The sequence below is a fragment of the Streptomyces sp. 1-11 genome, from assembly GCF_007176755.1.
Lineage (GTDB): Bacteria > Actinomycetota > Actinomycetes > Streptomycetales > Streptomycetaceae > Streptomyces.
This window is the reverse complement of sequence record NZ_BJTV01000005.1, coordinates 348576-362048: the sequence shown is the minus strand read 5'-3', so window position 1 is coordinate 362048 and position 13473 is coordinate 348576. Positions and strand designations below refer to the sequence as shown.

10 protein-coding genes are annotated in these 13473 nt (G+C 73.7%); 1 reads left to right on the top strand and 9 read right to left on the bottom strand.

The window, feature by feature from the left end:
* Positions 1-50: 50 nt before the first annotated feature.
* The 9 genes from TNCT1_RS13550 to rsmI all read right to left on the bottom strand — a co-directional run bounded on the left by TNCT1_RS13550 (position 51) and on the right by rsmI (position 11486).
* Positions 51-1814, bottom strand: a complete 1764-nt coding sequence (locus TNCT1_RS13550) for a PQQ-binding-like beta-propeller repeat protein (RefSeq protein ID WP_143631195.1) — start codon at positions 1812-1814, stop codon at positions 51-53.
* A 279-nt stretch (positions 1815-2093) separates the two neighbouring features.
* Positions 2094-3899 (bottom strand): ABC-F family ATP-binding cassette domain-containing protein, encoded by a 1806-nt coding sequence (locus TNCT1_RS13545; RefSeq protein WP_143631194.1) that lies wholly within the window; start codon positions 3897-3899, stop codon positions 2094-2096.
* Between the two features lie 90 nt (positions 3900-3989).
* Positions 3990-4883, bottom strand: coding sequence for a 4-(cytidine 5'-diphospho)-2-C-methyl-D-erythritol kinase (locus TNCT1_RS13540; RefSeq protein ID WP_143631192.1), 894 nt, complete (start codon positions 4881-4883; stop codon positions 3990-3992).
* Positions 4880-5794, bottom strand: a complete 915-nt coding sequence (gene rsmA, locus TNCT1_RS13535; protein WP_143631190.1) for a 16S rRNA (adenine(1518)-N(6)/adenine(1519)-N(6))-dimethyltransferase RsmA — start codon at positions 5792-5794, stop codon at positions 4880-4882. Before rsmA ends, TNCT1_RS13540 begins: the two co-directional genes overlap by 4 nt.
* A gap of 49 nt (positions 5795-5843) precedes the next feature.
* Positions 5844-7214: a resuscitation-promoting factor gene (locus tag TNCT1_RS13530; RefSeq protein ID WP_143631188.1), complete on the bottom strand. Its 1371-nt coding sequence runs from the start codon at positions 7212-7214 to the stop codon at positions 5844-5846.
* A gap of 132 nt (positions 7215-7346) precedes the next feature.
* Positions 7347-8225, bottom strand: a complete 879-nt coding sequence (locus tag TNCT1_RS13525) for a TatD family hydrolase (RefSeq protein WP_143631186.1) — start codon at positions 8223-8225, stop codon at positions 7347-7349.
* A 47-nt stretch (positions 8226-8272) separates the two neighbouring features.
* Entirely contained in the window at positions 8273-8680 is a 408-nt protein-coding gene (locus TNCT1_RS13520; RefSeq protein ID WP_143631184.1) for a hypothetical protein, read from the bottom strand.
* A 296-nt stretch (positions 8681-8976) separates the two neighbouring features.
* On the bottom strand, positions 8977-10293 hold the full coding sequence (locus TNCT1_RS13515; protein ID WP_373920470.1) for a N,N-dimethylformamidase beta subunit family domain-containing protein: 1317 nt from the start codon (positions 10291-10293) through the stop codon (positions 8977-8979).
* A 341-nt stretch (positions 10294-10634) separates the two neighbouring features.
* Positions 10635-11486: a 16S rRNA (cytidine(1402)-2'-O)-methyltransferase gene (gene rsmI / locus TNCT1_RS13510; RefSeq protein WP_143631182.1), complete on the bottom strand. Its 852-nt coding sequence runs from the start codon at positions 11484-11486 to the stop codon at positions 10635-10637.
* Between the two features lie 105 nt (positions 11487-11591).
* Here rsmI and TNCT1_RS13505 point away from each other — a divergent pair, with 105 nt between their 5' ends.
* Positions 11592-13340 (top strand): dolichyl-phosphate-mannose--protein mannosyltransferase, encoded by a 1749-nt coding sequence (locus TNCT1_RS13505; RefSeq protein ID WP_174266275.1) that lies wholly within the window; start codon positions 11592-11594, stop codon positions 13338-13340.
* Positions 13341-13473: the final 133 nt, after the last annotated feature.

Sequence of the window (13473 nt, the reverse complement as noted above, 5' to 3'; positions counted from 1 at the left end):
GAAGCTGTCGGGGCCTGGCGGCGTGGGGACGGTGGGAGAAGGGCCTGGACTCACTTGCCGAAGGCCATCATCAGCTTCTCCTTCGAGTCGTCGTTGCCGGACAGCCGGGTGGTGGAGATGTAGAAGCGCCCGTCGGTCCAGCTCACCGCGCCGTTGTAGAAGCCGTTCTCGATCCGGGCCGTGCCCGACGGGTTCTGCAGCAGCTTGGTCGTGGTGTGCGCACCGCCGCCCGTCGGCACGGACACGACCTGGCCGCCCGCGTCGTACGACGGGTCCACGTAGGCGATGAGCTTGCCGTTCTCCGCCGTCAGCGGGGACATCGACTCGTCCGCCGGCGACTTCACCCGCCACTTCTCCTTGCCGTCCGCCAGGCCGATGGCGACGATCTCGTTGGCGCCGCTGGTGGCGCTGGTGGGCAGGTAGAGCGTGTCGGCGTCGACGGCCACGCCCTGGCAGCCCTGGAGGTCGCGTTCGAGGATCGCCCAGCCGCACTGCGGGGCGAACTTCTCGTTCACCTTCACCTCGGAGCGGAACTTGCCGTCCTTGGTGAAGGTGGAGATGTTCCAGGTTTTCTTGTTCTCGTTGGTCAGGTAGACCACGAGCGGGTCGAGGGAGTAGGTCCGCGCGACCCGCCAGCCCTTCTTGACCGGCTGCGTCCACCTGACCTTGCCGGTGGCCGGGTCGAGTTCCTGGATCTCCTCGTGCGCGTTGCTGCCGCCGGCGTTGCAGGAGGCCACCTGGACCAGCCGGTCGGTGCCGCCCGCGAACGCGGCCGGGAAGCAGGCGTCGCCGTACTTCTTCTTGTCGTACAGCTTCTTACCGCTGTCGAGGTCGTACGCCGTGCCCGACTGCGAGCGGCCCACCATCAGCGTCTTGCCGCTGACGCTGAGTTCGACGCTGATGGCGCTGTCGAACAGCTCGCCGTCGGCGACCTGGGTGCTCCAGCCCTTCTTGCCGGTCGCCAGGTCCACCTGCTGGAGCTGGTTGCACTTGGCGCGGTCGCTGACGCCACTCATGTAGGCCACGACGATCTTGTCGTCGGCCGACTTGTGCGGGGTGACCGCGCAGATCTTCTGCGGGAAGGAGATCGGGTCCCAGGTGGGTCTGCCGTCACCGACGTCATAGGCGAAGAGCTGCTTGTACGCGGCCTTCACCGCCGTCCTGTCGGTGATCCACATGCCGGGCGCGTCCGCGCCGGAACCGGGGGCGTCGGGCGCCGTCTTGTACCAGAGCACCTTGGCCTCGCCGGGCTTGCGGCCCTCGTTGAGGTTCTCCGGGTCCGCGCCGCCGTCGCCGCTGCCGTCGCCGGGGTTGACCGGGGCGTCGGTGGCGGACTGCTTGCCGTCGTCGCTCTTCTGGGCGACCGGCTTGTCGTCGTCACCGCCGCCGTTGCCGGTGACGGCGTACACGGTGCCGCCGACGACGAGCAGCGCGGCCGCGGCGGCGCCGATGATCAGCGCGGTCTTCTTCTTGTTCGCCGGCGGCCCGCCGTAGGGGGCACCGCCGGGGGCGCCGGGGTACTGCGGCGGCTGCTGCGGGTAGCCGTAGCCGGGCTGCGGGGCGTACGGGCCGGACTGCGGGGGCTGTCCGTAGGGGCCGGGGGCGCCGGGCGCGGGCGGCCCGTAGGGGCCCGGCTGGGCGTAGGGGCCGGGCTGCTGGGGGTAGCCGTAGCCGGGCTGGGGCTGCGGGGGCTGGGCCGGTGCCTGCGGCGGCGGGGGCGGTGACTGCGGGGCGCCGAATCCGCCGCCCTGCGGCGGCTGGTCCTGCGGTGCTCCGAAGCCGCCCTGCGGCGGTTGGTTGGGCGGCTGGGTCATCAGCGCTCTTCCCCCTCGTTCACTGATTTTTAGCCACGCCCCGAGGTTCGCTCACGGACCCAGGTCGTATTCATACGGTTCTCAGACGGCTCTTTCTATCACCCGGCGCCGACAGCACCGAGGCCCGCGTCCACGCCTGTTCCCAAGGGAGAACCGGGCCGTGATGCCGCCGTTACGCGCCTTCACGCCCTCTTCACGGGGAGCACGCGGAGCACGCGAAGGCGGCGCGCACGGCGCTTTCACGCCGCGCGCGCCGCCGGGGTGCGCCCTGTCCGCGCTCTACGCGTCCTCCGCCAGTTCCAGCCAGCGCAGCTCCAGTTCCTCGCGCTCGCCGGCCAGGTCGCGCAACTGGGCGTCCAGCTCGGCGACCTTGGCGAAGTCGGTGGCGTGCTCGGCGATCTGCGCGTGCAGCCTGGTCTCCTTCTCGGAGACCTTGTCCAACTGGCGCTCGATCTTCTGCAGTTCCTTCTTGGCCGCGCGCTGGTCGGCGGCGCTCCGCTCCTGCGTGGCCGGCTTGGCCGCGGCGGCGGGCTGGGCGGCGACCGCCTCCTCCATGCGCCGGCGCCGTTCCAGGTACTCGTCGATGCCGCGCGGCAGCATCCGCAGGGCGCCGTCGCCGAGGAGCGCGAACACCCGGTCCGTGGTGCGCTCGACGAAGAACCGGTCGTGGGAGATGACGATCATCGAGCCGGGCCAGCCGTCGAGGACGTCCTCGAGCTGGGTGAGGGTCTCGATGTCGAGGTCGTTGGTGGGCTCGTCGAGGAAGAGGACGTTGGGCTCGTCCATGAGGAGCCGCAGGAGCTGGAGCCGGCGCCGCTCACCACCGGAGAGGTCGCCGACCGGCGTCCACTGCTTCTCCTTGCCGAAGCCGAAGGTCTCGCAGAGCTGGCCCGCGGTCATCTCGCGCCCCTTGCCGAGGTCGACGCGCTCGCGGACCCGCTGCACGGCCTCCAGGACCCGCCAGTCGGGGTCGAGTTCGGCGACCTCCTGGGAGAGGTAGGCGAGCTTGACGGTGCGGCCGACGGCGATGCGCCCGCCGACGGGCTGCGTCTCCCCGCCGGTGCGCGCCGCTTCGGCCATGGCCCGCAGCAGCGAGGTCTTGCCGGCGCCGTTGACGCCGACCAGGCCGATGCGGTCGCCGGGGCCGAGCTGCCAGGTGACGTGCTTGAGCAGCACCTTGGGGCCCGCCTGCACGGTGACGTCCTCGAGGTCGAAGACGGTCTTGCCCAGCCGCGAGGAGGCGAACTTCATCAGCTCGCTGCTGTCCCGGGGCGGCGGCACGTCCGCGATCAGCTCGTTGGCGGCCTCCACCCGGAAGCGCGGCTTGGAGGTGCGGGCGGGCGCTCCGCGCCGCAGCCAGGCCAGCTCCTTGCGGACCAGGTTCTGCCGCTTCACCTCCTCGGTGGCGGCGATCCGTTCCCGCTCCGCGCGGGCGAAGACGTAGTCGGAGTAGCCGCCCTCGTACTCGTAGACGTCGCCGCGCTGCACGTCCCACATGCGGGTGCAGACCTGGTCCAGGAACCACCGGTCGTGGGTGACGCAGACCAGCGCCGAGCGCCGGTTGCGCAGGTGCTCGGCGAGCCAGGCGATGCCCTCGACGTCGAGGTGGTTGGTGGGCTCGTCCAGGACGATGAGGTCCTGTTCCTCGATGAGCAGCTTGGCGAGCGCGATACGGCGCCGTTCACCACCGGAGAGCGGCCCGATGACGGTGTCCAGGCCCTTGGGGAAGCCCGGCAGGTCCAGCCCGCCGAACAGCCCGGTCAGCACGTCGCGCACCTTGGCGTTGCCGGCCCACTCGTGGTCGGCCATGTCGCCGATGACCTCGTGGCGGACGGTGGCGGCCGGATCGAGGGAGTCGTGCTGGGTGAGCACCCCGAGCCGCAGCCCGCCGGAGTGGGTCACGCGCCCGGAGTCGGCCTCCTCCACCTTGGCCAGCATCCGGATGAGGGTGGTCTTGCCGTCGCCGTTGCGGCCGACGACCCCGATCCGGTCCCCTTCGGACACACCGAGCGAGACGCCGTCGAGCAGGGCACGGGTGCCGTACACCTTGCTGACGTTCTCGACATTGACCAGGTTGACGGCCATTTCACTCCTGTGCGCGGGACTGTGTCGACACACGGCTGCGCCGCCTGTCAGCCTTCTAGCCTAGGGCCTGCGGGCGGGGCGCCGGTTTTCTCAGAGCACCGTGGCCCCGGGCACCGGCCCCGCCGCCGTCCGTACGGTCCGGCAGGTCCCCGAAGCGCGCAGCGCCTCGGCGATCTCCTCCGCCGCGGCGGCGTCGCGGGTGAGGAACGCGGTCGTCGGACCCGAGCCGGAGACCAGCGTGGCGAGCGCGCCGGCCCGGCGGCCCGCTTCCAGGGTGTCGGCCAGCTCGGGGAAGAGGGAGAGGGCGGCCGGCTGGAGGTCGTTGGAGAGCGAGGCGGCGAGCGCGTCGGTGTCGCCCTTGGCCAGGGCCGCCAGCAGCTCCGGGGAGGCCACCGGCTCCGGGATCCGCCGCCCCTGCGCCAGCCGGTCGAACTCGCGGAACACCGCGGGCGTCGAAAGCCCCCGCCCGGCCATCGCGAACACCCAGTGGAAGGTGCCGCCGGTCTCCAGGGCCGTGAGGCGTTCGCCGCGCCCGGTGCCGAGGGCGGCGCCGCCGACCAGGCTGAACGGCACGTCGCTGCCCAGCTCCGCGCAGATGGCGAGCAGCTCGGCGCGCGAGGCGCCCACGCCCCACAGCGCGTCGCAGGCGAGCAGCGCGCCCGCGCCGTCCGCGCTGCCGCCCGCCATGCCGCCGGCCACCGGGATGTCCTTGGCGATGTGGATGTGCACGGCCGGTTCGATGCCCCGGCGCGCGGCGAGCGCGATCGCCGCGCGCGCGGCGAGGTTGCCGCGGTCCAGCGGGACCTGGTCCGCGTCCGGTCCCTCGCAGGTGACGCGCAGCTCGTCGGCCGGGGCGACGGTGACCTCGTCGTACAGGCCCACGGCGAGGAAGACGTTGGCGAGGTCGTGGAACCCGTCGGGCCTGGCGGCGCCGACCGCGAGCTGGACGTTGACCTTCGCGGGGACGCGCACGGTGACGCTCACTCGCCGGACTCCTCGTTCGGGGCCGCAGGGGCCGCAGGGGCCGTGTTCCGTGCCGGCGCGGCCTCGGCGATCCGCGCGAACTCCTCCACCGTCAGGGACTCGCCCCGGGCCTGCGGCGAGACACCGGCCGCGACCAGGGCGGCCTCGGCGGCCGCCGCGGAGCCCGCCCAGCCGGCGAGTGCGGCGCGCAGGGTCTTGCGGCGCTGGGCGAACGCCGCGTCGACGACCGCGAAGACCTCCGCCTTGGACGCCGTGGTCCGGATCGGCTCGGTGCGCCGGACCAGCGACACCAGTCCGCTGTCGACGTTGGGCGCGGGCCAGAAGACGTTGCGTCCGATGGCTCCGGCCCGCTTGACCTCGGCGTACCAGTTGGCCTTCACGGACGGCACGCCGTACACCTTGGAGCCGGGTGCGGCGGCCAGCCGGTCGGCGACCTCGGCCTGCACCATCACCAGCGTCCGCTCGATGCCGGGGAAGGTGTCGAGCATGTGCAGCAGCACGGGGACGGCCACGTTGTACGGCAGGTTCGCGACCAGGGCCGTCGGGGCGGGGCCGGGCAGCTCGGCGACGTGCATGGCGTCGGAGTGGACCAGGGCGAACCGGTCGGCGCGCTCCGGCATGCGGGCGGCGATGGTCGCCGGGAGGGCCCCGGCCAGCACGTCGTCGATCTCGACGGCGGTGACCCGGTCGGCGGCCTCCAGCAGCGCGAGGGTGAGGGAGCCGAGCCCCGGGCCGACCTCGACGACCACGTCGTCGGGGCGGACCCCGGCGGTGCGGACGATACGGCGGACCGTGTTGGCGTCGATCACGAAGTTCTGGCCGCGCTGCTTGGTGGGACGGACGCCGAGCGCGGCGGCGAGCTCGCGGATGTCGGCCGGGCCGAGGAGGGAGTCGGAGGTGGGGCTGGTCACGGGACAAGGGTACGGGGCCGCCGGGCCGCCCTCGCCCGGCTCCCCGTGCTCAGTGGTGGTGCAGCCGCGGCCCGCAGTGCGGCCAGGGGCTGGCGCCGCGGCGCACGTACAGCTTCTTGGCGCGGATCGTCTGCTCCTCCGCCGAGGCGTCCTGCGGGCGCCCGCTGCCGCCGAGGCTGCGCCAGGTTCCGGTGTCGAACTGGTACAGCCCGCCGTACGTGCCCGAGGGGTCGACCGCGTGGGGCCGGCCGCCCGACTCGCAGGCGGCGAGGGCCCGCCAGTTCAGGCCCTCGGCGCCCTTGACGGAGGCCGGGCGGGCCTTGGTGCCCACCTTCACCACCTGGGTGCGCGGTTTGCGCAGCACCTCCGAGGCCTCCTGGCGAGGTTTCTCCCGGACGCCGTTGACGGTGCGCAGGTAGTAGGTGACCTGGCGCAGTCCGGACTTCCCGGGCCGTTCGACGACCTCGGTGCCGCGGAACAGGGAGTGGTCCTTCACCCGCTTCACGTGGAACGGGATGGGCTCCTCACGCACCTCGCGGAAGCCGTGCACCCGCAGCACGGTCACCGTCTGGCCGTCACGCGGGAAGCTCTCGGGCGGGACCGAGGTGGTGTCCTGGCCGCGCAGGGTGACGCCGGCCTCCTCCACGGCCTCGCGGACGGTGGCCGCGTTGGTGCGGATGGTGCGGGCGCGGCCGTCCGCCATGACGGTGACGGCGCGCTCGGTGCGCACGTCCAGCGCGAGTCCGGCGCGTCCGATGCTCCGGGAGCGCGAGGCCGACAGGTACGCGCCCTCGGCCCGCACCCCCATCTCGCGCAGCGCGCCGTCCACGGTCGGGGACGTGGTCCACACCTGGCGCTCCTGGCCGTCCAGCTTCAGCCGCACCGGGCGCCCGTAGCGCACCGCGACCGCGTCGCCGCTGGCGAGTGCCGTGCCGGGGGCGGGCGCGATCATGTCGTGCCGGCCCACCCGCAGGCCCTGGTCGTCGAGCAGTCCGGAGACGTCGTCGGCGTAGGTGTGCAGGGTGCGCTGCCGGCCGTCGACGCTCAGCTCGACCGCCTTGTCCTCGGCGACGAAGGCGGTGGTGCCGCCGGCGAGGAACGCGACGACCAGTGCCTGCGGCAGCAGCCGGCGCACGGCGGAGTCCGGGCGTTCGCCGAACCGCCCCTTGCGCCGGCGGGCGGCCCGCCGGCCGCCCGCGGCCGGCGCCTCGGGCTCCGGCGCCGCCTCCGGTTCGTCACTCACCGTCATCGCCAGGGTCGGCGTCCGGACCGGCGGCGCCGGCTCGGCGACGACGTGCGCCTCCGCCTCGCAGGCGGGCCGGCGGGCGTCCTCGCGGACGCCGGTCGGCAGCGTCTCCGCCGTGTGGACAAAGGCGTCAGGGCCGTAGGGGCCGTACGTCTCGTGCTGCGACTTGCTCACGCCGACACGCTCCAGGGGGGCCAGAGGGGTCCGGTTCGGGCCACCAGAACCTAGCGGAGCGTTCGTCACTCTCCAAAGCGACGCGACTACGTACCGTTGCGCATCCGAACGTACACGCGGTTGTCCGGGTGATCAATAACCGAACGCGCGGGCGGTGTTCGCACTGAGGGCCGTGGCGAGAGCGTCCTCGTCGACGCCGCGCACGGCGGCCATCGCGCGCACCGTGACGGGGACGAGATACGGGGCGTTGGGCCGGCCCCGGTACGGCGCCGGGGTCAGGAAGGGGGCGTCGGTCTCCACGAGGACCAGTTCCAGCGGGGCGACGGCGAGGGCGTCGCGCAGGTTCTGGGCGTTCTTGAAGGTGACGTTGCCGGCGAAGGACATGAAGTAGCCCTCGCGGGCGCAGATCCGGGCCATGTCGGCGTCACCGGAGTAGCAGTGGAAGACGGTGCGCTCCGGGGCGCCCTCCTCGCGCAGCACGCGCAGGACGTCGGCGTGGGCGTCGCGGTCGTGGATGACGAGGGCCTTGCCGTGCCGCTTGGCGATCTCGATGTGGGCGCGGAACGACCGCTCCTGCGCCTCCTTGCCCTCCGGCCCGGTGCGGAAGTGGTCGAGCCCCGTCTCGCCGACGCCCTTGACCTGGGGCAGCGCGGCGAGCCGGTCGATCTCGGCGAGCGCCTCGTCCAGCGCCGCGTCGCCGCCGGGCTCGCGGGCGCCCTGCCGCGACCAGCCGTCGGGGTCGCCGAGGACGATGCGCGGGGCCTCGTTGGGGTGCAGGGCGACGGTGGCGTGGACGCCGTCGTGGGCCGCGGCGGTCTCCGCGGCCCAGCGGGAGCCCTTGATGTCGCAGCCGACCTGGACGACCGTCGTCACACCCACCGACGCGGCCTTGGCGAGGCCCTCCTCGACCGTGCCCGACTGCATGTCGAGGTGGGTGTGGGAGTCGGCCACGGGCACCCGCAGCGGCGGCGGGAGCGGCGGTGCCGCGTTCTTGTCGGCGTTCGAAGGCATGCCCCGATCCTACGAAAGGGGCACGCCCGGGCGGCCGGCCCGTCCGCTCAGCCCGCCGCCCTGCGCTGGAAGGGGTGGAGGAGGTCGGACAGGTGCCAGTGGTGCGGCCGGGCGGGCTGCCCCGGCACCTGGGGCGCCTCGACGGGGCCCGCCGCCGGCACCCGGTGGTGGCGGCCCTCGGCCACGCCGCGCACCGAGGAGACCTGGCCGGCGCGCATGATCCGCACGACGCGGCCGTCGCAGTTGTGGCAGGCGGGGCGGCTCAGCGGGGACGGCACGATCCGGCCCTCGGCCACGTACATCACGTACTCCTGGCCGTCGCCGTCCCGGTGGTGCTCGATCTCGTACGACTGCTCCCAGCCGAACCCGCACCTCATGCAGGCGAAGGCGTACGACTCGTGAACGACGGCGGTGGCGGTGCCGCGAAGGCCTGTCCGTGCTGCGATCTCGCTCATGCCAGCTCCAGTTGTCCGCTGGACAGGCACCCCGGTGCGGGTTCCCCTGCGGTCCCGGGGTGCGGGACGGGTGCGTCCCTGCGACCAGTGGACGCCCTCCCCGGCGCGGGCGCATCAGGTCTGCCGAGTGTTGGAGGCGTTTTGGACTCTCCTTGCCGAAACGGGCCCGGGCGGGCACTTCGGGCTTTGCCTTGCGTGCCGCCCCTTTGCCCCGCGTTGGGGCGCACGCTCAGCGGAGAAGAGGCCTGCTCAGAGGGCGAGTGCACCTGGTGCCGGTGGTCGCCGGGGCCGCTCGGTCACGCCGTGCCCCGGTACACCTCGCCGGTGTTCGGGCGCGGTGCGGGCCGGTGGCGGGCGGCGGGGCCCAGGGCGAAGGCGCGCAGCACGTTCTCCGTCGTCCGGGTGACGAAGGCACGCGTGCGGGCGTCCATGCCGTGGTCGCGGCCTCCGGCCGGGGTGCCGGCCATCAGGGCCTCCACCCAGCGCATGGTGCCGGTCGCGAAGACCCCCGCGCCGCTGCCGGCCGTGTAGTACGCCGAGTCGCTGTGGCTGCGCCTGCCGTTGCACACCAGCGGCGAGTGGGCGGTGATCTCCAGGGGCTCCGGCGTCGGTGCGCCCGCGGTGACCCGGTCGTACTCCACACCGACCAGGTGGCCGAAGCCGTCGCCGGGGCGTACGCCGGTCCCCTCGTACACCCAGTGGTCCGCCGCGTGCACCACGTACGGCGCGTCCGTCGGATACCCCTCGTACAGCACACCCGTCATCGACGACTCCGGGTCGGCCCCCGGGGACTGGCGGAAGTCCGTCGTGACCAGGGCGGGCCGGTCGGCGTAGCAGGGGTCGGCGCGGAAGGAGGACTTGTAGCAGACCACCGTCCGGTCCGGGCCCGCCGCGCCCTGCTCCAGCCGGACCCGGCGGAAGCAGGTGTTGGCGCCGAGGAAGGCCACGTTGGCGCCCGCGTCGCGGGCCGCGGTGACGTGCCGGCGCTGCTCCGGGGTCCAGTACTCGTCGTGTCCGAGGCAGACGACGGCCCTCGCGCCGCGCAGCACGCCCGGGTCGCGGTGCACGTCCGTCCCGGTGGTGTAGGCGAGCGGGATGCCCAGCCGTTCGGCCAGCGCCACCGCGGCCCACTCGTACACCAGGAACTTCTCCGCGCCGCTGGAGTCGTAGGGCCGGTCGAAGCTGACGGCCAGGGACCGGTCGGCGTACGCCCCGCCGGCGCCCGCGTAGAGGCTGTAGCCGCCCCACCGGTTGTACGCCTGCCAGGTGGCGGGGGCGTGCATCAGCACGGTGCGGCCCGCGCCCCGCGTGGACCTCACGATGAGCGGGACGTAGCGCTGGTGGCCGTCCTCCGCGTCCAGCCGCAGCAGGTAGGCGCCCTCCGGCCAGCCCTCCGTGCCGAAGCTCAGGGTGCGGGGCCAGTCCGCGCGGACGGTGCGGGTGCCGGACAGCAGGCGCGGCTCCGGCTGGACGCGGCCGGGTATCCGCCCGGACGACCACACCAGCCGGGCTCCGGCCCCGCCGTACCAGCCGGCGCGGAAGGCCGAGACGCGGAAGGAGGGGGCGGTCGTCGAGACGTGCAGGGCGCACTCCTCGCCCGGTGTCACGCTCACCCGGTCGGTGTAACCGGCGACGGCCGTGGCCGGACCCCGCGAGCGGATACGCCAGTCGGGTGTCCCGGGGCGGTCCCGCTCGGCGTCCTGGGCGGGCGAGGCTGCATCGTGGGGACGGCCGCGGGCGGACGGGGACGGATCGCAGGCCGCCGCCGACACGAGCCCGGCGCCCGCGCACGCTCCGAGGAAGGTCCTGCGCCGCAGCTCCGCCCGGAGCGGCGCCGCTCGTTCTTCGGGGCCCACATCGCCTCCCAGTGCGTCCGGCCGACGCCCCTCCACTGCGCGAGCCAGCCTCGCACGCGCAACCGCACTCCGCGCGGCGCCTGGACGGTCGGACAGGCCTAGGCCGTGCCGTCCTTCTTCGCGGCGACCACCGCGTCGAAGACCACCCGCTTGGGCAGGCCGGCCTCCACCGCCACCGCCGCGATCGCCTCCTTGCGCCGTTCGCCGGCCTCCTCGCGGATGCGCACCCGGCGGACCAGTTCGCCGGCGTCCAGCTCCTCGGGGCCCGTCTCGGCGGCGCCCTCCACCACGACGGTGATCTCCCCGCGCACGCCCTCGGCGGCCCACTCGGCCAGCTCGGCCAGCGGGCCGCGCCGCACCTCCTCGTACGTCTTGGTCAGCTCGCGGCAGACGGCGGCGCGCCGGTCCGCGCCGAACACCTCGGCCATCGCGGCGAGGGTGTCGTCGAGCCGGTGCGGCGCCTCGAAGTAGACGAGCGTGCGCCGCTCGCCCGCCACCTCCCGCAGCCGGGACAGCCGCTCGCCCGCCTTGCGCGGCAGGAAGCCCTCGAAGCAGAACCGGTCGACGGGCAGCCCGGACAGGGCGAGCGCGGTGAGCACGGCGGACGGCCCCGGCACGGCGGTGACCTTGACGTCCTCCTCCACCGCCGCGGCGACCAGCCGGTAGCCGGGATCGGAGACCGACGGCATGCCCGCGTCCGTCACCAGCAGCACACGCGCGCCGCCGAGCAGCTCCTGCACCAGCTCGGGCGTGCGGGCGGACTCGTTGCCCTCGAAGTACGACACCACGCGGCCCTTGGGCGTGACGCCCAGCGCCTGGGTCAGCCGGCGCAGCCGCCGCGTGTCCTCGGCCGCGACGACGTCGGCGCCCGCCAGCTCCTCGGCCAGCCGGGGCGGCGCGTCCGCGATGTCGCCGATGGGGGTACCTGCGAGGACAAGGGTTCCAGTCACGCCCCCATCCTCGCAGGGACCGCGGGGCGGGCGGGAGGGCGACCGTGTCCCGACCGGTACCGCCATGCACGGGACTCACACAGAACGTTTCCCTACGATGGCGCGGTGACCAGTACCGCGTCCTCCATGGACCTCCGGCCGGGCCAGGCACCGCACGACCAGCGGCCGACGTGGCAGCAGCGGCTGCGCCGATTCGGGTACGCGCCCGCCGGGGACGCGCCCGCGGGCGACGTGCGCGACCGGCTGGTTCCGCCGTACAACGAGCCGAGCCCGCGCCTGTGGCAGGTGCTGGGCGTGCCGCCGGTCCTCGCCGAGCGGGTCACCCGCTGGTCGGGCTGGGGGGGTCCGCTGCTGGTGACGCTGCTGGCGGGCCTGCTGCGCTTCTGGCACCTGGGCAGCCCGCGTGCGGTGATATTCGACGAGACGTACTACGCGAAGGACGCCTGGGCGCTCGTCCACCGCGGGTTCGAGGTCAACTGGGACAAGCACGCCAACGACGCGGTGCTGCAGACCCACGGGCACCTCGCGATCCCGGCGGACGCGGCGTACGTCGTGCACCCGCCGGTCGGCAAGTACGTCATCGGCCTGGGCGAGCTGGTGTTCGGGTTCGACCCGTTCGGCTGGCGGTTCATGACGGCGCTGCTGGGGACGCTGTCGGTGCTGATGCTGTGCCGGATCGGGCGCCGGATGTTCCGCTCGACGTTCCTCGGCTGCCTGGCGGGCGCGCTGATGGCGGTGGACGGCCTGCACTTCGTGATGAGCCGCACCTCGCTGCTGGACGGCGTGCTGATGTTCTTCGTGGTGGCCGCCTTCGGCTGCCTGGTGATCGACCGCGACCGGGCACGCGCGCGGCTGGCCGCCGCGCTGCCGGCCGGCGCGGACGGGCGGGTGCGGCCGGACGCGGGCGTGGCCGACACCCTCCGCCTGGGGTGGCGGCCCTGGCGCTGGGGCGCCGGGCTGATGCTGGGCCTGGCCATCGGCACCAAGTGGAACGGCCTCTACATCCTGGCCGCGTTCTGCGTGCTGGCGGTGCTGTGGGACGTCGGCGCCCGCAGGGTGGCCGGCGCCCACCACCCGTACCTGGCGGCGCTGAAGCACGACACGGGCATCACGTTCCTCGCGACGGTCCCGGTGGCGATCGGCGTCTACCTGCTCTCCTGGCTCGGCTGGATCCTCTCCCCGGCCGACGGCACCGGCGGCTACTTCCGCAACTGGGCTGCGACCGACGGCAGGGGCGGCCACTTCACCTTCCTGCCGGACTGGCTGCGCAGCCTGTGGCACTACGAGCACGAGGTCTACAAGTTCCACGTCGGCCTGTCGACGCCGCACACCTACCAGTCCAACCCGTGGAGCTGGCTGGTCCTGGGCCGCCCGGTCTCGTACTTCTACGAGTCCCCCTCACCCGGCGCCGACGGCTGCCCGGCCGACGCGGGCGAGAAGTGCGCCCGCGAGGTCCTGGCCATCGGCACCCCCGTCCTGTGGTGGGCGGGCTGCGCCGCCATCGTGTACGTGCTCTGGCGCTGGGCGTTCCGCCGCGACTGGCGGGCCGGCGCGATCGCCTGCGGCATCGCGGCCGGGTACCTGCCCTGGTTCATGTACCAGGAGCGGACGATCTTCCTCTTCTACGCGGTCGTCTTCCTCCCCTTCATCTGCCTGGCCCTTGCCATGCTGGTCGGCGCCGTCATCGGCCCCCCGGGCTCGACGGACACCCGCCGCCTGATCGGCGCCTCCGCGGCGGGCGTACTGGTGCTGCTGGTGGCCTGGAACTTCATCTACTTCTGGCCGCTGTACACGGGCACGGCGATCCCGATCGACGACTGGAGATCGCGGATGTGGCTGGACACGTGGGTCTAGCCCGGAGGCGTACGACGAGGGCACGGCCTGCGCCGTGCCCTCGCGGCCGTTCCCGTACCGGTCGGGGCCTCCGGCGAGGGGCAGTGGCACCGCCGGACGTCGCCCCCACCGCCCCCCGATATTCCGTTTCCAA

What these genes read in the sequence shown, in the direction of transcription:
- TNCT1_RS13550 (WP_143631195.1), bottom strand. Translation starts at nt 1,814, where the DNA reads ATGACCCAGCCGCCCAACCAACCGCCGCAGGGCGGCTTCGGAGCACCG.
- TNCT1_RS13545 (WP_143631194.1), bottom strand. Translation starts at nt 3,899, where the DNA reads ATGGCCGTCAACCTGGTCAATGTCGAGAACGTCAGCAAGGTGTACGGC.
- TNCT1_RS13525 (WP_143631186.1), bottom strand. Translation starts at nt 8,225, where the DNA reads ATGCCTTCGAACGCCGACAAGAACGCGGCACCGCCGCTCCCGCCGCCG.
- TNCT1_RS13520 (WP_143631184.1), bottom strand. Translation starts at nt 8,680, where the DNA reads ATGAGCGAGATCGCAGCACGGACAGGCCTTCGCGGCACCGCCACCGCC.